Source organism: Methanolinea mesophila, from assembly GCF_017873855.1.
GTDB classification, from domain to species: Archaea; Halobacteriota; Methanomicrobia; order Methanomicrobiales; family Methanospirillaceae; genus Methanolinea_B; species Methanolinea_B mesophila.
The window spans coordinates 958,862-980,620 of record NZ_JAGGKR010000001.1 but is presented as its reverse complement, the minus strand read 5'-3'; the positions used below and the strand labels follow the sequence as shown (position 1 = coordinate 980,620).

Here is a 21,759-nt window from a genome sequence, read left to right as displayed (position 1 = left end):
AATATGAGTATTTATCGAAGAATTGGCCAAATAGGAATGAAAATGGTGATAATGCTGCCTTTCATGATGGAAAAGGAATTATTTTGCGACGGCCTTCAGGAACAAGGCATAGTACTTATGCACAACTTTATCATAATCCATATTTAATTCAACGAATTTTCTGCAGTTTAATCCAAATTTCTCCCTTATATGTGGGTTATCCTTCAAAAGAAGAATACTCTCGATAATTTTTCCAATATCGCGAGGGGGAATAATGAGTCCCATCTCCGGATTCAATGGAGAAGCCTCTTCATATCCATTTATTCCGGCAACGATAGGTTTCTGCATGGACATCGCTTCGGCAAGGACTGTGGGGAAACCGGGGATATTAGTAATATCCGGAAAAACAACAATATCCGTCGATGCATATGCCATAGGCATTTCATCGTGCGATATCATCCCAGTTACTACAACATTTGGGAGATCATAGTCCAAAAGTATTTGTTTGAAGTTTGTACTGCTTTTGTTTTCGATATTTCCGCCGACAAAAAGGAAGATGATATTATCGAGATTTCGTTCCGATAATTCCTTGGCGACCTTCAGGAGGCACGCGGATCCCTTGTTGGCATCAAGCCGGCCGAAATACCCTACGACAAACTTATCTTCAAGACTGAACCGTGTTTTAAAATCAGCCCCTGATACCATGGGATTGAATTCGATAGAATCCACAGGTTTTGGGATAACGCTAATTCGATCCGATGAAATGCCATACTCGAGCAGGTAGCGTTTGGATCCAAGTTCGTTATATACGATTATGCCTTTCGAATTCTCTATGCAAATTTTTTCAAATTTGCTCAAAAATTTTTTCATAGTCCCTTTTGCGGGGATATCTCCTGCATCAACGTAAATTACTGGTGTTTTTGTCAAAATACTGTAGAAAAAAGTCATGTACATACGCGGGGTAAAGGTAGTGTACACATTTTCTAGGATCAGATCAACGCGTTTTGCTTTGAACAATTTCATAAAGTAGGTCAAAGATACCTGGAAAAATCCTCCGAGGGAAATATTTTTCCTGTTGAAATAGATTAAGTGAGTCTTATAATGAATAAAATTCATTTTTTCCGGAAAACCTTTCATGAATTCTGAAAAAATTTTAGATTTTTCATCGAGAATTTTTCTATCAGCGGGGCTCTGCAAGTCCGGAACCATGACCGTATAAGTGCAGTCGTAATCCAACGCAAGAATTTTTCCGATCCGGAGGTCCTTATCTCCCCGATATAACTCGATAAATTCATGGCTATCAAGAATGTGCATGCAATTCCTATTCTTTGATCAATGGGATATATTGCCTGAAGAATGCTTCCTGTGAATAATTATCATCAAAGATCTCTTTTATATCTGCTCTTGATCCCTGGAATTCCTCGATGATCCGTTTTAACTGCCCGAAATCGCATGGATCGAAGATAAGCGTTGCACCTATTTTTCCGGCAATTTCAGGAAGTCCGCCTCTATTTGAGACAATAATAGGGGTTCCTACCGATAGGGATTCCAGTGCGACCAACGGATTATTTTCCGGCCAGAGTGAGGGAATGATCACCGCGTTCGCGTTCCGGTAATAGTGAAACAATGTCTTTTTAGCCACTCTGCCTAGATAGCGGATATTAGCATCACCTTCTGCGTTCAAAGATTCCCTGATCTTACCTTCGAGTGAGCCGGTTCCGATGATTACCAGGTTTTTATTCCGGACCTCACGAAATACCTGTATCAGGTCAAGTATTCCCTTATGGTGCTCCAAAACCCCTACGAACAGGAAGAAGTCTTCGAAGACTGGAGGATTAGAGGATTCATCATCCGGAGGGGGGTCGATGAAATTCGGGATATGCACTACATCTTGCTTAATTCCGTAGCGGATCAGAACATCTCTGACATACTCACTGGGAGAAATAATTGTCCTGACCTGGTTTCTTTCTGAATTGAACAGGTTGGATCTTCTCCATAACTGGGGGGGTCTCCGGTTGGCAAGAAGGCACAGCGTACAATTTTTATTATACCCACATTCGAGTGAATCCCTGAACATCATACTCCCGAGAGGGCAGACAAGCCAGTAATCATGTGCGGTGTAGAGCACATTTGGGGCATGATGGAACAGAATTGAAGGTCCGAACCCGGCGATATTGTGGTGATGCAGTACATCGGGATGGATTTCATCGATGATCGCCTCAACTCTCCTGTCGATGGCCCTTGAGACTCCCGCCGAATAAGCACTCAACAAAGAGAAAAAGCCATATTGGGATTTAATCGAGTGGATTTGTGCATCAGTTACAAATTCGTCATCTCGTGGTACCCCGCCCTTTCCTCTTTTGAAATAATACGAGTCCAGAAGATGGATGACGTGGACTTCGTATCCTCTGTCCTGTAATTCGTGTGCGAGGGCGAAGACATGGAGTGCATCCCCTCCTATGTGGTAGGGAGGAAAAAAAGTGGAAGTCAGCAGGATTTTTTTTGTTTCCATATTAGTGAGCATGCTCCATGTCGTGGATAAACAGGTTCCTGAGGGCCTTAAGATAGTAGCGGATTCCCAGCCGCAGATCTTCGGGATTTTCAAGGACCCAGCGTACGTTCGAGGCCACCCACATCGGATTAAGATACAGGATCCTGTATGCTTTTTTCCTGAACGCTTCCAGTTCTTCTGGCGTAAGAGTTTCGGATTTCAGCATTGCCTGGTGCTGGTACAATTCTTTCCACCGGTACTCTGATATCAATCCTTCCCGAATTGCGTAGTCAAGGAGTTCTGTCCCCGGGTAAGGCACTGCGATATTGAATTGTGCCCCGTGGGGTGTCGTACTCTTCAGGAACGAGAACGTTTCGGCGACGGTCTCGCTTGTCTCACCCGGCAGTCCGAGAATGAAACTCGTGTACACCTTTATCCTGTTCTTTTTAGTGAGCAGGATCGCAGTCCGTGCCTGCTCGACTGTGATTCCTTTGTGGACATTATCCAAAATGTTCTGGCAGCCGGATTCGATCCCGTAGGCGATCCCCCGACATCCTGCCTCATGCATGATCCCGAGGAGCTCGTCATCGACCAGGTTCACCCTGGTGTTGCAATACCATCGTAATTCCGGCATCTTTCGGGATATTTCCTCGCAGATTGTGACAGTCCGCTTCCGGTCTATGGTAAAGGTCTCGTCGAAAAACGTGACCAGCTTCACGTCGTAATTGTTGTACAGGAGCAGGAGCTCCTCGATCACCTTATTCGCGGGTTTCGAATGATAGGGTGTCCGGGCAACTGTACAGTATGTGCATCCGAAGGGACACCCCTTGCTGGTATAAATTATCGTGAAATTTCCATTTGTAGGAGTATTTGGCCTGTAATTTCTGAAATCTGCAATTAGATCGTATGCTGGAAGCGGGAGATCCCCATATTCTTTCACCGTCTCAATTCTCGAGGTTTCTACGATTTTTCCGTTTTGACGGAAACAAATTCCTGTGATTCCTTCGAGTGCCGTGTTGGCCCCGATTGAGGTCACGATCCGTGGAATAATCTGTTCCCACTCGTTGGAAACTAAAATATCAAGATTATCCGCCTGTTGCATCACCTCACTCTGAATTGACCATACTGTGTAGCATATTCCTGCGGTAACGGCTTTAGGCCTGAGTTCTTTTGAGATCTGCGAGACCCGCATGTCCCAGTCGAATGTCGTCGGCCCGAACCGGAAAAAAATTATGTCAAAATTGATGGCGGAAATTCTTTCCCTGACCTGGGAGTACGTAATATTCTCCCCGTTCGCATCGATAAGGTGCACCAGGTGACCCTTTTCCCTGAGTATCGATGCCATCTGCAGGAGGGAATAGGGAGGGATGATTGCATACCGATCGGTAATCTCGCAGCGATCCTCCCGGATTACCGGTATTCTTTCATCTAGCCTGGGGGGGTTAACGAGCAGGATCTCCATTGTTACGGCCTAATATCTCTCTATAATAGTTCATCGTATCAGTAGCGGCATGGTTCCAGGTAAATTCTGAAACAACGGAACCCCTGGCATTTCGACCAAGCAAATTTCTTAAAGTACCGTCATTTGCAAGCATGATAAGTGATTCTGTAATTCTTTTGGGATCCCTTGGCGGGATCAGTATCCCATTGACCCTGTTCCTGATCATTTCCGGGATCCCTCCCACTTCGGATGCGATTACCGGTAACCCGGATGCCATTGCTTCAAGAACGCTTATTGGGAAATTTTCGTAAAATGACGGCAGGATAAAAACGTCTGCAAGGTTGTAGAGATAAGGGGCAATATCGTGATCAACCGGTCCTAGATAGGTGAACGAGTCACCGGGAAGAGAAACTTCAGGAAATTCTCCCGGGCCTGCGAAGATGAAGTGGAGGTGAGTGTTCTTCGAAATATCTTCAAGAGCATCAAGATAAGTATACAGTCCCTTGCTTGCATTCATCCTTGAGAGAAACAGGACGTTTAGGGTGTCCGAGGTATCGAGAGAGGGGAAATGCCTGGCCGCCTCTTCTTTCTCTCGAGGCCGGAATTTTTCGGGATCCACACCATTGTGAATAGCGGTGATTTTTTCAGGGTCGATTTGCTTTGCCCGGATGACCTGATTTCTAGTCCATTCGGATACCGCGATGAAATACCTGTCACTGGTGTAATACTTGTTTTCAATTCTTTTAAGAAAAGGGCTTAAAAGAATGCAATAGCGTTCCGAGTCCGACAACCTGAAAAATCCCTGTTTGGTTGCCTCGATCGTGGCGATCTGTTCCTCGATGGTCGAATGGATCGTGGTCACGATAGGGACTTTCAGCATCCTGGGATCGATATACCGGTCTGGCAGGGCACTTTGTGAATGGACGATATCAATTGCATATTCTTCCACGAGCAGGGGTAATTGTGTTCCGACAATACGCTGGAACCTCAAATTATCGATAAAACTGTTGGACGTGGTCCCCAGCCTATGTACTGTTATGTGGCCTCCCAGGGGAGAGATCATTTTTTCCGGCTCTCCTGCAACGTAGGGGGTTACGATATGGACATCCACATCCCGAGGGAAATTACGTGCGAGGCCTTCCACATACGCCCCGGTTCCTCCCCGGACCGGGATGAACTCGGGTGTCAGGATTGCGACTGAAAGGCGGCTCATGATTGTCCCCCGACGATCCTGAACCTGAAGTCTTCTATTTTCACGGCCGTTCCATGTTTTGTTCCCGGATAATAATCAACAGCGAATTGAGGATAAGGGCTGAAGTGAGCAGCAGGAGCCCGAGAATGATCCCCACGATTCCCATTATGAAGACAATATAGTGAAAATCTCCGCCCGAATAATACACTGAAAACGTGTAAATTATTCCGCCAAGCCCAAACCCGGTAAAGATCAGTCCTGGCATACCGAACGAGATTAGAGGTCGCTTGTACCCGATAAGCCCGAAGAGGTGACTCATCACGTCGACCCCGTGTGCGAGGGGATGTTTTTTGTGTGTATTGGCAATATCGTATTTTACTGTAATAGGGACCTCAATGATCCTGCACCCTTTCCTGAGGAACGTCTCTATCATATCCGATTCAAGGTTGTAGCCCTCCGAGGTGAAATTGAAACAATCGATCCCCTTTCCTCCGATCGCCCGGAATCCGGACTGTGAATCGGTGGAAGAATACCCCGAACTCATGCTGGTGGCAAGGTCAAGGGTTTTCTGCCCGACCTTCCGGTAGCTTGGAACGATGTTCTCCTGGCCGAGATATCGCGAGCCAATCACCAGGTCCGCGTCATCGTTGAGAATAGGTTGAATTACCCGCGGAATCTCGTCGGGATTGTGCTGGCCGTCGGCATCCAGCATCACCACAGCTATCGGATGCATTTCCTTCAATTTGGAAAACCCACTGATCACTGCATATGCCTTTCCACGATTTTCATCCAGGCGGAGTACCTCGGCACCGGCTTCTGCAGCAATTTCGGCAGTGGCATCGGTCGAACCATCGTCTATCACAAGGACCCTGTCGACATTTCTTTTCGTCCGAAGGACCACCGACCCTATCGCCACCTCTTCGTTGAAGGCAGGGATTATTGCATAGATGAGGCCTACCGATTTGGAAGATTTTTCCGTTTCGGGCATTTGATTAATATTCTTTTATAGGATGTGATTATCTTTGTGTGGGTTTTGCTAACAATTGAATTCTAATTCTTCAGTTTAATCGGAATATCAAGGCAGGGAATGGTATCCAAAAAGGGAAGATGAAGTATTCGGATCTTCAGTTAAGATCTGAAATGAAACGTATATGGTCAAAATTTTCCCTTAATAACCTGGAATTATTTAATCTAATAACAATGTGAAATTAAAGAATTATTCCTGCTCTGCGATTAAAGCGCAATGATAAGGTAATATCACCGGGGCAAGATTTGGAAAGATTTTCAGGCAGAATTCTGTTAAAGGATAATAAATTAGTGCCTTATTGCCAGACAGGTATTTCCTGACCGGATACGAGATATTAGTCACGGAATAATTCAGAATTTTCAAATTGCATGACCTGAGCAGCATTTTGATGGTTTTTAAAGAATAAAAATTTATATGGCCTGATTTATTTAAATGTTGTTCTTTCAGACGGATTGTATCATCCAGTGGCACTTCGATAAAAATGAATTTTCCAACCCGTGTAGCCTCGTACAATAATTTTCGAGGATGTTCTACATGCTCAATCACGTGAGATAATATGACTAGGTCAAATTCCTTGTCAGTATATGGAATATCGTATCCATCAAAAATTATTACCTCCTTTAAGGTAGGGATATTCTTTTTAAGTATCGAATTAATACCGGAAGATGAAATTTCTAACGAGCAGAGTTCCTTGCCAAATTTGAGATCTGACAGTCTTTTTAGTATAGCACCTTCTCCAGACCCTATCTCGAGTATCTTTTCATGAGGATATTTTCCACATAATTCTACTATATTATTAACTTTATCAATAGCCCCTAAATCTCTCCATTCGCTTTTATTTTCTTCTTTACTATAATAATTATCATAATATTTTTGTAATTCGTCATTCACTTTTAATTTCATTACTCAAGAGTAGGATATTAAGTATTTAATAATTTAAGGCAATTATAATCGCCAACGTAAGAAATTTTATCTCATTATTTTTAAATGAGCAAAACTACCAAATCTTAAGATAAAACTATATTGGATATAATTCAAATTCAGCAGGGATCGATCAACTGTTATGATAGTCAGAATAAAGCAATTAATTGAAAATATAATTTTATCGGACAGATTTTCTTCCCAGCTTGATTGCACCCGTAAAAAGGAAAGATTCGGTTCCAGGTTTGGGGGGTGGGATGTTGCTGTTGAAGATATTTCCAAGGACTCTGTTGTTTATTCATTTGGAATCGGAGAGGATGCATCATTCGACCTGGAAATGATACAAAGACTCGGAGTAACGATACATGCCTTCGATCCTCCTCCCAAATCGATCCAGTGGGTTCACGAACAGCATTTTCCGGATTCATTTATTGTTCATGAATATGGTCTTGCCGATTTTGACGGAGTAATAAAATTCAATCCTCCCAAAAATCCAAATCATGTATCCCATACTATCCTAGACCGGCCGGAGACGGGTAATAATGCCATCATTGTCGATGTAAAGAAGTTGAAGACAATTATGCGGGAGCTGGAGCATCAGCATGTAGACATTCTGAAAATGGATATAGAAGGAGCCGAATACCAGGTAATTCATGATCTGATTGAATCGAAGATAATTCCCACTCAAATTCTGGTTGAATTCCACCATAGATTTCCAAATGTAGGGGTTCCGGCGACTGAGGAGGCCATAATGGAATTAAAAAAGGCGGGTTATTGTTTATTTTCGGTTTCGGGAAATAATGAAGATTTTTGTTTTATTTTTAATAATAAAAATAAATTAAAAAGGAAGATTGAATAGGAGATAGATTTACTCTTATACTGGGGGCCTAATTTCGATTGTGTTACTGGTGCAAGAGTTATCCATGCAATGGCACAGGAACATGATTATTAATAGTCTTTCGATAAATGGAACCCGCCTAAAAAAGACAAGATAAGAAAAATATAATTCTAATGTCAGGTAGGAAATGGATTTTTCGCTGCTGAAACGCCCCGGACAGGTCAGGAATTATTGGAAAAATCCTCTCTATAAAAATTCCATTTATATCGCTCTTGGCAGGTTTTTTGACGTAGGAATTGGATTTTTCTTCTGGACAGTCGCTGCTCGATTTTATTCAGTAACCGATGTAGGACTTGCCGTTGCTCTGATATCTTCACTGGGCCTCGTGATGGCATTCTCCCGACTTGGATTCGACATTACTCTCATTCGTTTCATGCCCTCCCACGACTACAACCGCGTGTTCAATACCTGCCTCTGGATAACTATTGGAGCTGCAATTGTTGCCAGTTTCGTCTATCTTGCCGCTATTAACTTTATTTCACCGGATATTGCGTTTATCCAAGAATATGCTGTTCTTTTCATAATTATTGCAGTCGTTAACTCCATCGTTATTACTACGGGTAATGCCCTTTTGTCATTGAGAAAAGCAGACCTTAAATTCATTCAGAATATCATTATGGGAGGAAGGCTGCTCCTCCTTCTTCCATTTGTATTCCTGGGAAGTCTGGGGATTTTTTCGTCACTCGGAATTGCATATCTGATCGCCTCGATTTATGCATTTATTGTAATCGCCAGATTTATTACCATATCTTTTAAGATTGACTACGAATTTATCCGGAAGACATTCAGGTTCTCTGTCCAGAATTATATTGCAAGCCTTTTCCAGAGCATTCCAACTCTGATTATCCCAATAATCATTGTTAACCTCATCAGCCCGGAGGACGCAGCACTCTATTACATTGCGTTTGCAGTGGGAAATCTCGTTCTTATCATTCCGGATGCGATCACCACATCCTTCTTTGTAGAAGGGAGTCACGGAATCAATCTCCGGAGCGGAGCGATCCGGACCCTTGGGGTTACGTATGCAATCCTGATCCCGGCAGTTTTATTCGTTGTTTTCTTTGGAAACTACCTTCTCGGCCTGTTTGGGACAGAGTATCTCGCGGCGTTTAACCTGCTAAGGATCATTGCTATTTCAAGCCTCTTCGTGACCATCTACAACCTGTTTATTCCCCTTCAGAATATTCGTTTACGAGTTGGTGGAATCGTAATCCTAAATGCTATAAGATTTGGGCTGCTTATTGGACTTACTTTTTGGCTGCTTACTACATTGGGGGTTATTGGAGCAGGGTATGCTTGGTTGATCACCTATATGATACTTGGAATAGGAATCAGTATACTTATAAAGAAGAGGGGTTGGATTTAAATATGTTATTACACCAAGTGATGAAAAATTGAAAAAAACCATATATCCAATATAATTGCAAACACAAGAAAACAGGGAATGATCTAAAAATTTTACTTGAATATCTCACCGATAGCAAATAAAAATACATCACAGACTGGATGGCAAAACGGGTTGTATGATTGAGTAAATTGGAACATTCCCGAAATGATGATTCTTTATTTGGTTTGCATGCACTATACGGATGGATACCAATGAAAGAGTGGATTACATGTCGTGGTTATTCTATGCGGAACTAATGCGTTGGTATGTCAGAAAACTCGGTTTTGAATAAAAAGTGAAACATCGTCATTGGCCTGAATAAGCTTTTAAAAATTGTTCTGCAGTCTTCTCCCAATTGAAATTTTTTTCTGCAGTATTCCTCGCAAATTGTCCTATCATTTCTGCATATTCTTTATTTTGTAAAAGAAGGTCAATTTTTGCTGCTATTTGAATTGAATCAGGTTCGATGAGTATCCCATTTACCCCATCATCTATTGCTTCCGGAATTCCTCCTACATTGGTTGCAATAATTGGTTTACCCATAGACATTGCCTCAAGAACAGCCAATGACACCCCTCCCTCTCCCAAAGGTGTATGTGTATAAATACTACATAATTTCAGCGGAACAAATGGGTTAATTATATCTCCAATAAAAATAAGTTGTTTGTTAATACCTAACTCATTTGAGAAAGCTCTCAATTCCTCTGAATATTTAGCGTTTCGTGTAACAATCAATAAAATATTTGGATAGCGCTCTCGAAGTATGTGGATAGCACTTATTAGTTTTTTTAGTCCTTCTGCCTTATATGAAAGAGCGGTCATTCCGATCGCTAGAAGGACAATTGCATCTTTATCGATATTATGCTGCTCTCGGAACCATTTAACCTCATCATCAGTAACTGTGATGGGTTGAACTCCCGCATAGGTAATTTTTGTCCTAGATACAACTAATTTATCCATTTCAATAATTTGTTGTTGTAGGCTTTTAGAGACAAATGTAATACAGTCACAATTATTCAGAATCCATTGAAAAAAAAACCTAGCTGGGACTGATAGTTTTTGTGTTGGCGCCGTATGAAACGTATGAACAAGTCTGCATTTATAGATTTTTTTATAAACTACACTGGGGAAAAGACAGAACCATGCTCCTTGGGAATGAATTACACTAGGCTTAATCCTTCGTAAATGTCGATAACAGTTAAAACAAAACCAAATCTTATTTATTCCACACTGATATTGTTGTGGATCATCTCCTTCCCGAAAAAGAACGCTTACATTATATCCTTTTTTTTTAAAAATATCGACTAGATTAATCAAATAATTTTTTAGACCACCACCTTGGCTATTTTTCCAATAACTCGTTACAATTGCGATTTTCATTCTCAATCTGCTCTCAAAACTATTATATAATATCTGTCAATTATTAATTGATAATTTTTTCTATAATGAAGAACCTGTTAAAATTTGGCTGATAGACCCTTTCAACAGGTAAATTGTACTATAATTGACATGATAAGGGAAAAATAAGAGAAATCAGCCTAAATTAGCCTCAAATTGAGCATTTAAGTTGAAATAAAAATCTATTGACAGATCGAAATATTTAATTTCCAAGATCATTCAGAATATTCACAAAGCCTGCTGGCATTGAAATAAAAAAGGGTAAAAGGGATTTGAGGAATGCTGAAACACACTATCTTTGAACAAAAAGGAATCTGATATGCCCAATTACACTAATCGATAGGAATAGAATAGCAAGATTTCTAATAGCCAGATTTATATCATTTAAGACCTGGTAAGAATTATAAAAAATCAGCACAACCAAGTATCGAAGAGCAAATCTATTTATCATTTAATCAATTGGTTGAGTGGTGATGAGGAAGCAAATGGCCTTTTCTAATTCTGATATTTTTTAATGGTTAAATTAGGATCATTATTTTTATTCATTACCCCCTAAAATAGGGGGATCTTTAGCATTTTTCAAGACCATTTATGTTTAATTTATTTTCGATTTCCATGTAGTATGGCAACTTCATCGATTTCTCCTATTCGGTTAATATTTTTTTTGAATTTAAACTTAAAAAAATCATCACTTTTCTTGAAAAACATAGAATTTAACGAAATATTAAATTCATTCAGTATCCCATTTATAAGTATAGTTGGGTCATTAGGTGATGGGTTAAAATTATGAATCTCCATCTCTAATCGTCTTATGCCCTCTAATTCGCTTGGACGGATAAACCATTCGAAGCCCTCACAGTCACATTTTAAAAAATCACATCCTCCACATATAGACTTTATTTGGGCGAAGGTATATGTTTTAACGGTTTTCTTTTTATTCCAAATAACTTCAGAAGGCATTCCATTTCCAAGACCACCTTCGATAACCCTCACATTCAAATTATTTTTACTAATATTATGACGTAATTCGTCAGTTGTTATGGGTTCGATTGCATAAACATAATTAGATAACTTCGCTGCAGGGATGCAAAATCCACCTACATTTGCCCCGATATCTATTACAATATCATCCTTTTGAATATCATCTAAAATATAATCTGTCATTGCTTGTTTAACCGTGTAAATCTGGGAACTATTAGAGAATATTTCCCCATTCTTTGTGACCACATAGGGAAAGTACTTGCTATCAATGATTAAATTCTCATTATCATTATAATGATGGTTAATCCATTTTTGGATAGTTTTTAATCTCCATAATCCACAAATAAAGTATTTGATATTTTCTGTCATATTAATCGATAATAATTATTTATGATATTAGATAATATATATCTATTGTAAATAACCCTGAGGGAATACATTTTAGCGGTAGTAATACAAAGGCTGGTATTAACACGCGGTTCAGAAAAACAATAGATGAAGGATTCCTGATGACTGCTGAATAGCGATTTCTCTGGGATTGCATATTGATTGATTTATTCTATTGAGTTGTATGTATAACCTAATATCATGATTCTACACTGGTTAGGTCTGGCATGAGGAATGCTTTCTTTTCCACCTATTTTACGGTTCAAGCTCTCATAATGTGAGAACAGACGGTAAACTCCCGATTATTGTCTACAAAATAAAAATTTCGAATGGAATTATCGTGAGATCACTTTTATCTCATGCTAGAAAATCTGAAACATATATCTATTACTGGCCAGACCCCGAAAATATGAGTCCCTCAAAATGCCTTATATTAAGCTGATCTGGATTTCCTTCGGCAGGAAATCAAAAAATGGAGGAAATTTATCGTTTCTATTTTATCATCTCCCTATATTTTCCCTGTACTTTTGTAATAGAATACGGTGAAGGTACAATTGACCCGCGGATTCCTGTTATTGAAGAATAATCTTCGAGGTAACAGGGAATTCTCCTGATTTCGGATAAAAAATTGTACAGGATAGTCCCGTGCCAATTTATGAATAATAAATTGATAAAAGCGGAATTGAATAGATTTTATTAATTTTTTGATTGCTATCAATTTGGAGTTCGTAATTTTTCCATGGTTTAATGACAATCCAATTTTGGAGGCTTAATTGAGGCAATTTATCATTTAGTACAAAATAGCTATTTTCCGTGGGATTATTAGATAACTGGGTCAGACTTAGAGCATCCTTACTTAAAATTAAACCATTTTTTTGAGTTATTTCATATAGAGAATCCTTAGAATAACCAAATTCTTTATATGTATAAAAGATCAGAAAATTTTTTGTCAGCTCATCTGAAACTGTAGGATTTTCATTAGAATATGTAATTAGCCATTTTGCAGGAATTTTATATAATTTAGTGTTGTAATCATTATGATTTATATAATTATATTCATCCATCGTATAATAATATGTTATTACACATCCGGCTATTATTACAATTGATATGGTTGCGAATAGTTTAAATGTATTTGAAAAACGATAAAAATGGGCGATACAGAATATTCCTGGTAGCCATAGTAAGGTAATGACCACACCTCCAATATAATATCTTGGAATCATATAAATTAAAAAGGTCGCGATAAAGGCTAATAAAAAAAGATGTTGGAAAGTCAGCTCCGTTTTACGAATCCTATTGAAGATAAAATATGATATAAATAATGCAATAGATAAAACAATTATTGAATATTTAATACCGCTGATAATTGAAATTATTGAAGGGAATTGGAGAAGTAAAACATTGATCGGAGATGAGGAAATATTTGAATTAAAATAGGCCTGTAGAAATTTATCTAAACCGCTAAGATCTAATTCCTGAGCAGATTGTATCGTGGGAATAAAAACTCCATAGACAAATTTTGACAGTCCTAATTCGACTATTGCTAACACTAAAAACAAAATTGTAAAAATCTTTAACGAATTTTTATTCTGAAAATATATTTTTTTATTTGTTGTTATATATATAAATAAAAAAACAACTATCGTCGCAATTAAGATTAATGAGACCGCCATTAAATTGTAAGAAATATAAACAAGAGCTGAACCTGTAATTGTAGCTATTAAAACTACAGGTTTAAAATTTTTATTTTTGAATAAAACGTAAATAAGAATTAAAAATGTAAAAAATAGAATATATCCAATGCCATGTGGCCAGAAGAAAATTGTGGTCGTTCCTGTTGACCCTGAGATCATTGTGATTAATGTAATACTACCGGCAATTATCCCATTATCTGAAATTAGATATATAATTGTGAAAAAAATAACTGTATAAGGAAATAACTGAAAAGGGAAAAAAATTAAATTTTCTGAAGACATTCCCGTAAGATTTAAAATTATTGCACCATAAATATTAAATCCTGGAACTTGAATTGTATGACCTGAAAATTCGACTAATGTACCATAATTAAAAGTTTCTTGAACATTAACAATTTGTTTTGGAACAAAATCATCTATTGTTCCATTGAACATTAATAATGGAATACAAATTGATAAAAAAAATAAAATTAAAGTAACTTTATTTGCCCGTGAGCGGGATATTAAAATTTTAATCACCTTTTTTGTAAAACCTTTTGATATAACAGATCTTTCCAGACGTTTGTCGCTGAAAGGTCACTATAATCTTTAGAACTTTTTAAAGCATTATCGCTGATTTCTTCTAATAATTCGTCATCTTTAAGAAGGTCAATAAACGCTTTACTGAATGATTTTATATCCTCATTATCATTAATTATAATTCCATTATATTTATTTACAATTACATCTGAGACATCGCCGCAATTTGAAGTGATTACAGGTACTCCGCAGCTTAATGATTCAATAACCGAATATGGGAAACCTTCCCTTTCAGAATTTAATATTGAAATTTTCGCTAAATTATACCAATTCCAGACATCTTCCTTATACCCAAGGAAATGAATTGTATTTTCTAAGTTCATTTGTTTAGATATTTGTTTCAATTCTTCTTCTTGAGGACCTGTTCCAATTATAGCTGTAGAAATTTCAGGAATTTCTTTTTTTATCATGTTAATTATATCAATAGTTTTTTCCAAATGTTTAACTGGTGCAAGTCTTCCGATATATATGATATCAAATATTTTTTCAGATGCAATTTGTTTTTGAAACCTGCTATCAACAATATGTGGTACGATGTAAATCTTATCATTTCTAATTTGGTGATTTATTAAAAAATCAGACGTAAAAGTTCCTGTACATGTAATGAAATCAAATTTTTCTAATAGCCATTTATAAAACCTAGTAATCCCAGTAATTTTGGGTAATGTCTTCGTATATGAATATTTATTTATCGGACTTCTTCCTGGTTTGTAAATTTCGACCGGTCCTGCTATTAATGAAACACCGGTTTTAATATGTAATAACTTTCCAATTGTTAAACACATTAAACCATCAGGGAAAAACATAAATCCATGAATATAATTCGGTTTCTCGGTTAAAGCAACTTTATACAGTAAAATGTATTTAAATACAGTTTTAAAAAATGAATTATCTCTAAAAAAAACTGGGGGACAAAAATACTTGACCTTAGGAATATTCGGACCTTCAGATCCTCGTACAACAAGTATTTCAGAAATTTTGTCAACGTTTGCTAGAGGTGCAATGTGATGCTGCATTGAGCGGTCTGCGAGCCCAATCGAAAGTAAAATTTTCATTTTCGACACCTATTTTTTTTTAAAAAATTAATTATTATCTGATTTCTATTAATTGAAGGATATTTAGTATAGTTTTTAATAAAATGAAAAATCATACTTAGTTTAGCAAAAAATGCAGATTTATTTTTATTCTTCTCATAATTATTTTGATATTTCTTTGAATCAAAGAAATTATTCGATAAAAATTTCGAAATCTTGTAAAGAGAATCAGAGATTTGAGTATATTCTTTTCCATTAGCTATTTTCAAAGAAAAATCATTGGGGTTACACGTTATCGGTAAAAATTTCAAAGAAATATTACATTCTTCATCGATTTCAATTAGCGCAACTGCTGAATTTAGCGTTTTTTTTATATATTTCATATCAAAAATAAAATTTCCCAAACTGTAAATAATTAATTTATCATTATATTCTTCATAACCTTGTAAAACATGAGGATGACTTCCGATAATAATATCTGCGCCTTCATTTATTATTCTTCGTCCCATCTCGATTTGAGATAAAGATGGCTTTGGAACGTATTCATCACCCCAATGGAGTAATATTATAACAATATCAGAATTTGGTCTAATTTCATGAATATCTGTGATAATTTGAGAATAAGAATTTAGTTTATTATATAATCCATCATCTTTAAAATCCTCAATAAGGGAGTATGCCAAAAAGGCAAGATTAAGGCCATTTTTCTTGATAATATATTTTTGATTTTTAAGGCCGAGTGGGGTAATATTATAATTTTGTAAAGCTGTTATTGTATCATGAAATCCCTCTTTCCCTTGTTCCATTATGTGATTATTCGCTATCGAAAGAAGATTAAAATTATTCTCTTTCAAAGTGGATACATTTTTTGATTCAGAATAAAAATAATTATTTATTCGTTTTTTTGGATCTTTTATAAAAGGAGTTTCTAAATTACCTATTGTGAAATCAGAATTTTGAAGAGTTGGGATAATCTCAGAAATCAAATAATTAAACCCATTTCTATCAATACTGCTTTTAACACCAAAATTTATGCATAATGGATGTTCACCCAACATTATATCTCCAACAGCACAAATTCTAATTTTCATTTCCGCCATTCACTTTGTTAATAATGAATTTATATTTCCCTGATCCTGATTTTGGGATATTATCGACAATATTAAATTCTACGTCCCAATAAGGACATTTTCCCTCAATTATTGACCTAATAATTTCCAAATTATTATCCTTGAATTCCTGCTCGGGTACGATATTAATAGTGATTGTATTAACGGAATTTTGAACAACCTGATATTCCTGAATCCCTTTAAAAACTTCCCAAAATATATAAAGAAAAAACCATCCATGAACCTTCTTTCCATCTGGGGCTATTAATATGTCAACGCTTCGGCCGATCAGCTCCTTTAAACTTCTATACTGCCTCCCACAGTTACACTCTTCATCAGTTACAGAACCAAGATCTCCGGTATCATATCGAATAAACGGCATTGCAAAATTTTTAAGACTCGTAGTGATAATTCTGCCCTCGCCATTTTCAATTGATGACTCGCAATCATCCGCTAGCTCAATTATACTCCTTTCGGTATCGAGGTGAAGGCCAGTATGTTCGGTGCATTCAAACGCACTGACCCCACCATCATTTAACCCGTAACAATCACATATTTTGCAATCAAAAACCTCTTCGATTTTATTGCGCATATGTGGATAGATTTTTTCCGAAGTTGTGAAAATACTAATTAAGTCATTTCTAACAGGTAAATCATGGATCTCAAGCCAATTTGCAAATTCAAATAATGCTGAAGGATATCCATATATGTACTTTGGTCTGAACTTCCTGATTTTAGTGTGATAGTTTTTCAAATCGTTTTCTTTCATATCAAATGCTGAAAACTTTTTAATATTCCGAACGCCTTCAAGAACTTTAGATTTTAAAGAAGTAGTATCTTGACCATTGATTGAGGAACCTCCAAAGAAAACCATTTTATCTCCAGGTTGGTATCCAGCATAGCTCCAACCTCGGTAGAGTAGAGCCCCTGATAAATATCTGTCATTATTTGATAAGCGATAACGAAAGGGGGTGCCAGTTGAGCCTCCTGTGGATCGTTCTGAATATTTAAGTCTTTCAAGGTTAACTGGTTTGAAATCCTCCCAATTCTTTTTAATAATGTCTTTCGTGAGAATCGGTATCTTATTGAGATCCTCTATTCTTGATATATCATTAACCTTTAAATCTAATTTTTTAAATAATTTTGAATAATATGGCACATTTTCGTAGGAATATTTAATAATCGCTCTTAAATTTTTTTCCTGCTGACGAATTAATTCTCCTCTGGGTTCCCATTGGTTTTTTTGTAATCTGTAATATTCGGAAGAAAAAGATTTATCAATGAGATTATGTGAGAACATGAAAATATTTCTTCTGATAAAATTGTCCGAGAACTTAAATTGCATAGGGGGTATTCTCCAATTTAACCGAATGAATCAATATTTGCGAAATTAAATCAGTAATATTCTCTTTCTCGTTTAACAGAATCTCCCTTTTTCTTTGACATTCTATCTTGGAATTTGGATTTTGGATAATTTTTTTACTGGATGGTGATATTTCTTCATATTTTGAAAAGTTATACAAAAGTCCATATCTACGCTCCAGTTCGATGAAATTTCCCATGTCTGCCGATCCTACAAAGCCATTGCATCGGATTGTAGGTGTACCAAGTATTGCGCCCTCAGTGGCCATCGTCTGGGTATCCGTTATCACCAGGCTGGCAAAGTAGATGGCATCGTGTATTCTGTTTTTCGGTATTCTAACCTGGTATTTACACAATTCCTCAGGTAAGGATCCCTCGGATGAAATAAATACACGCATGTGTTTTTCAAGGCTCCTGACCATTTCTATTTTCTCTTCAAGAGAAAAGCCGGTTACCCCAAAATCATGTACTGCATCAAACGCGTTGAACCGGATAAGAATGTAGGGTTCTCCTTTGGAAAGTCCAAGTAACGGAAAAATGGAATCATCCGGATGGTAATATTTCGGGTGGAGATATGCAAGTTCCTTGAAGGAATTTACCCGGATTTGTTTCTTCCCTAAGTCCTGTTTAAACGATGTGGGGGTGATGTACTTGTCTGTGAATAATGAAGATATGTAAAATTGAATTACGTATGTGAAGGCGTTGACCGAATATTCAGAATCCGTGAATGTGATGGCAGGGACATTGAGTAATGCAGAAGTGAAAGACTCGTATATACCGAATCCCGTGACAAGATCAACATTTTTCTCTCTAAGATATTTGTAGGCCGTAAGCACCTCTTTGGGCAAATTGAGGATTTTTCCATATTTTGAGTCAGGAGGTCTTGAAAAAATGAAGTGTGGCATCTCAAATTCTTTTACCAACTGGATTGTTTCGCCATAATCTCTAACCAACAAATATGTATTAGTATCCTTTTTATTCAACTCGCAAATGATGTTTCTATAAAAATGAATTTGAGCAGGAGTAATGGCAAATATTCCGATATTTTTCATTATTCTACCCCTTAGATGATCTTTTTTGCTGAAAGGCTTCCAATGCGCACGCTGATGCGAAAAGGATCAGACCAAGTGCGAAAATAACGCCAATATTCATGACAACAAGGGGAATACCTGCAAACACCAGAATAAGCGAGGAAAAGTACAAAGGATAAACAGGGTTTAATGATTGTTTACTTTTCTCCGAAATTCTGTATATAAAAGATTTAAGAAGGAATGCACTTGTGGAAAAAATGAAATTTAAATATTTAATTTTAGATTGTTCATTTCCGTATTTTGCAGGGATATCGATATTTAGCATTTTGATATCTGCAATATTTGTTTTAATCATGAGGTCGTTTTCAAACGCATAACGCGGATAGAGATGTTCGAGATTAATTTTCTTTAAGGCATTTGTCGAAATTGCAACATAGCCATTTTGCGGATCCTTAATGTACCAATATCCCGATGCAATATTATTCAGAGTTGTCAATAGGATGTTCCCGAACAACCTCCAGGCGCTCATCCCTTTCCAAAATCCATTTTTTAACCGGTTTCCTTTAGTAAAATCACATTGTCTCTCTATTATTGGGTCAAGCAGGTTTGGAAGATATTGGGGGTCCATCTGATTATCGCCTGCCATAACTACCACAATGTCTAAGTTATCCTGGATTGCCCTTTTAAATCCCGATGTAATTGCCTTTCCTACACCCCCATTTATCTCGTGATGGATCGGCACTATTCGTTTATCAATTAAAGAGTATTCTTGGATAATATTCATTGTTTGATCTGTTGAACAGTCATCCACTGCGTAAATAGTATTGATAAAGTCAGGGATTGAAGAGAGAGCATCTCCAATGAGTAATTCTTCGTTGAATGCCGGAACGACGACTGCAATTTTCTGATTGCGATATGTTGCAGTGTTTTCCGAAGTGGATTCCTCTCTATTTTTGAAGGTTGAGGAGCGGAATATTATATTTAATTCGTTAAATCGATCAACATTGAGATTTGAATCGGTAGTTTCTTTCCTATCCAACATCACGGTCGCCGAATTGGCACGGAGTGTATTCTGGAACTGCGAATACTGTCCCAATAGGGACGAGGTATAATCATCGTACTTTTTGTGATCAGGTACTTCTGAGATCAAATCCCGTTGATCGGACATGAAGACCAACCCCCCTTGGTCTTTGTAAGTCGTGTTGCCACCATTTTGCGCGATTTATTGAATGAAATTGTATCGGCAGATCAAAATTAGCATGAGGGGATAAAAAGTCTTTCCAATTTCTTCGAAAAAAGTGCCTTCATTGACCCACCGTTAAGGAAAAAATGGGTGCAATGGGCTGGAAAAAAGCCGTGAAATCGCCGGGATCGCGCTCGGAAGGGGAGGAGCGCATCCAGTGGAAATCATGCAATTTTGCGGAATATTGATGATTAAGGATTATTACAATATTTTCATAAAGGTCAAATAATAAGGGATCCGGTATGGAGAAATCTTCCAGTGGAAATGTGCGCGGTGCGGTTGGGGATTATTCGGGGGATGATTTCATGGCGTTTTTCCTGTGAAAGGGGCCGGATATTCCCGGAAAAGTATGGGATTAGGGTGATCGCATATTCATTGGATGCAAAGATTAGTCGAATGTGATCGGACATGGGAAGATTGGGTGTTTCGGCTTCCATTCTGCCATTTATTCAGAAATGCGGGGAAGATACGAAAATGTCTACACTGATAACGACGGACCGGATTTTCGCCAGTGGTTCAGCTTTTAGGTGCCGATTGAAAATTCTTCCTGGGCCGTTCTGTTGATGCAATAAATAGCGGCATATGGTCATTTTTTTGGATTATATTCCGGAGGATCTCTTTTCAGATCGATCCAGCCGAGGAACAGGCCCCCCCGATCATCACGATCCCCTAAAGGAGGTTGTCCTCCGGATCGTTGAGGCCGGTCGCCGGGCTGTCCCGTTGATAGTCATTAATAAATGTGTACGGTCATTTTTTTGGATTATGTCCCGGAGAATCTCTTTTCAGATCGATCCAGCCCAGGAACAAGGCTCCCCCGATCATTACGATTCCCAAAAGGAGGTTATCCTCCGGATCGTTGAGGCCGGTCGCCGGGCAGGGCGTCCCTGTAATTCCGCAGGCTATCGCGAAGGCCCCGGCATGCGCCAGGAGAACTACACAAATCCCGGCAAAAATCCGGAAAATCAGGGGATGATCGCGTGCCCAGGGATGATGCCCGGGGGAATCGCCGGCACGCATCCCTATTCGGGGCAGGCTTATCAGCACGAGGAGGATTGCGAGGCCGAATATCCATTCCGAGGGGTTTGCGAGTTCCCGGAGGAGCCCGTCGAGGAAGAAATTCTCGATCTCTCTTCCCCGGAAAGGCCCGAGGAATGGCCAGAGCCAGTTCCAGTACTCGACCCACATCCGGTCGAGCACCTGGTGGGAGAGCACCCCGAGGGCCAGGGCGATGCCGATGAAGGATCGGTACTTCCACCAGATGAGCACCCCCGCGATCACGAATGCGAGGAGGAATATGAGGGTATGGAAGTAGATCCTGCCGAAGTTCACTGATCCTGTGAGAAAAATATGGCCCAGCGGCTTGTCGATCAGGTCCGGTAAGATGCTCCCCACCGCAGCGGCAAGGACCAGCCACCGTTCCCGTCTCCAGAGATAGAGCAGGATGCCGATCAGGATTCCCACGAGCAGGTGGGCGAGCACGAACATTGGTGAGTAGTTTGGAAGGGGAAGCGATAATGGCGACGATGAGGGTGACGAGCCCCCGGCGTCGGGGGTCGTCCGATGTAGGTATGAAAATACGGGGAGAGGTACCGGTTTTTCCGG

17 protein-coding genes are annotated in these 21,759 nt (G+C 38.5%); 2 read left to right on the top strand and 15 right to left on the bottom strand.

The genetic code is table 11. The features are described from left to right. Window positions 1–78: 78 nt before the first annotated feature. From J2741_RS04455 to J2741_RS04430, 6 genes are all read right to left on the bottom strand, one after another. Window positions 79–1,293 carry a glycosyltransferase gene (locus J2741_RS04455; protein ID WP_209673818.1) on the bottom strand — a complete coding sequence of 405 codons (1,215 nt, stop codon included), beginning with the start codon at window positions 1,291–1,293 and terminating at the stop codon, window positions 79–81. Between the two features lie 7 nt (window positions 1,294–1,300). Next, a complete protein-coding gene (locus J2741_RS04450) occupies window positions 1,301–2,491 on the bottom strand; it encodes a glycosyltransferase (protein ID WP_209673817.1) in 1,191 nt (396 codons plus the stop codon). A 1-nt stretch (window position 2,492) separates the two neighbouring features. Continuing rightward, on the bottom strand, window positions 2,493–3,932 hold the full coding sequence (locus tag J2741_RS04445) for a B12-binding domain-containing radical SAM protein (RefSeq protein ID WP_209673816.1): 1,440 nt from the start codon (window positions 3,930–3,932) through the stop codon (window positions 2,493–2,495). Beyond that, window positions 3,913–5,124, bottom strand: coding sequence for a glycosyltransferase family 4 protein (locus J2741_RS04440; RefSeq protein WP_209673815.1), 1,212 nt, complete (start codon window positions 5,122–5,124; stop codon window positions 3,913–3,915). The genes J2741_RS04445 and J2741_RS04440 overlap by 20 nt, the downstream gene beginning before the upstream one ends. Before the next feature lie 40 nt (window positions 5,125–5,164). Then, window positions 5,165–6,091, bottom strand: a complete 927-nt coding sequence (locus J2741_RS04435; RefSeq protein WP_209673814.1) for a glycosyltransferase family 2 protein — start codon at window positions 6,089–6,091, stop codon at window positions 5,165–5,167. 228 nt (window positions 6,092–6,319) lie between these two features. Continuing rightward, window positions 6,320–7,033, bottom strand: coding sequence for a class I SAM-dependent methyltransferase (locus J2741_RS04430; protein WP_209673813.1), 714 nt, complete (start codon window positions 7,031–7,033; stop codon window positions 6,320–6,322). A gap of 160 nt (window positions 7,034–7,193) precedes the next feature. Here J2741_RS04430 and J2741_RS04425 point away from each other — a divergent pair, with 160 nt between their 5' ends. Together J2741_RS04425 and J2741_RS04420 are read left to right on the top strand one after the other, a co-directional pair. Further along, window positions 7,194–7,910, top strand: coding sequence for an FkbM family methyltransferase (locus J2741_RS04425; RefSeq protein ID WP_209673812.1), 717 nt, complete (start codon window positions 7,194–7,196; stop codon window positions 7,908–7,910). Between the two features lie 166 nt (window positions 7,911–8,076). Next, the gene (locus tag J2741_RS04420; RefSeq protein ID WP_209673811.1) at window positions 8,077–9,315 is read left to right on the top strand and encodes an oligosaccharide flippase family protein; all 1,239 of its coding nucleotides are present in this window, start codon (window positions 8,077–8,079) and stop codon (window positions 9,313–9,315) included. A gap of 327 nt (window positions 9,316–9,642) precedes the next feature. Here the strand turns inward: J2741_RS04420 and J2741_RS04415 are convergent, their stop codons facing one another. The 9 genes from J2741_RS04415 to J2741_RS04375 all read right to left on the bottom strand — a co-directional run bounded on the left by J2741_RS04415 (window position 9,643) and on the right by J2741_RS04375 (window position 21,642). Next, window positions 9,643–10,716 (bottom strand): glycosyltransferase family 4 protein, encoded by a 1,074-nt coding sequence (locus J2741_RS04415; protein WP_209673810.1) that lies wholly within the window; start codon window positions 10,714–10,716, stop codon window positions 9,643–9,645. Between the two features lie 618 nt (window positions 10,717–11,334). After that, entirely contained in the window at window positions 11,335–12,084 is a 750-nt protein-coding gene (locus tag J2741_RS04410; protein ID WP_209673809.1) for an FkbM family methyltransferase, read from the bottom strand. Between the two features lie 671 nt (window positions 12,085–12,755). Continuing rightward, window positions 12,756–14,318 carry a hypothetical protein gene (locus tag J2741_RS04405; RefSeq protein WP_209673808.1) on the bottom strand — a complete coding sequence of 521 codons (1,563 nt, stop codon included), beginning with the start codon at window positions 14,316–14,318 and terminating at the stop codon, window positions 12,756–12,758. Further along, window positions 14,315–15,433: a glycosyltransferase gene (locus tag J2741_RS04400; protein ID WP_209673807.1), complete on the bottom strand. Its 1,119-nt coding sequence runs from the start codon at window positions 15,431–15,433 to the stop codon at window positions 14,315–14,317. The genes J2741_RS04405 and J2741_RS04400 overlap by 4 nt, the downstream gene beginning before the upstream one ends. Continuing rightward, window positions 15,430–16,512, bottom strand: coding sequence for a CapA family protein (locus J2741_RS04395; protein ID WP_209673806.1), 1,083 nt, complete (start codon window positions 16,510–16,512; stop codon window positions 15,430–15,432). The genes J2741_RS04400 and J2741_RS04395 overlap by 4 nt, the downstream gene beginning before the upstream one ends. Beyond that, window positions 16,493–17,821, bottom strand: coding sequence for a phenylacetate--CoA ligase family protein (locus tag J2741_RS04390; RefSeq protein WP_209673805.1), 1,329 nt, complete (start codon window positions 17,819–17,821; stop codon window positions 16,493–16,495). Before J2741_RS04390 ends, J2741_RS04395 begins: the two co-directional genes overlap by 20 nt. A 34-nt stretch (window positions 17,822–17,855) precedes the next feature. After that, window positions 17,856–18,935, bottom strand: coding sequence for a DUF354 domain-containing protein (locus J2741_RS04385; protein ID WP_209673804.1), 1,080 nt, complete (start codon window positions 18,933–18,935; stop codon window positions 17,856–17,858). A 4-nt stretch (window positions 18,936–18,939) separates the two neighbouring features. Further along, the gene (locus J2741_RS04380) at window positions 18,940–20,082 is read right to left on the bottom strand and encodes a glycosyltransferase family 2 protein (RefSeq protein ID WP_245249397.1); all 1,143 of its coding nucleotides are present in this window, start codon (window positions 20,080–20,082) and stop codon (window positions 18,940–18,942) included. A gap of 822 nt (window positions 20,083–20,904) precedes the next feature. Next, window positions 20,905–21,642: a metal-dependent hydrolase gene (locus J2741_RS04375; protein WP_209673803.1), complete on the bottom strand. Its 738-nt coding sequence runs from the start codon at window positions 21,640–21,642 to the stop codon at window positions 20,905–20,907. Window positions 21,643–21,759 lie beyond the last annotated feature (117 nt).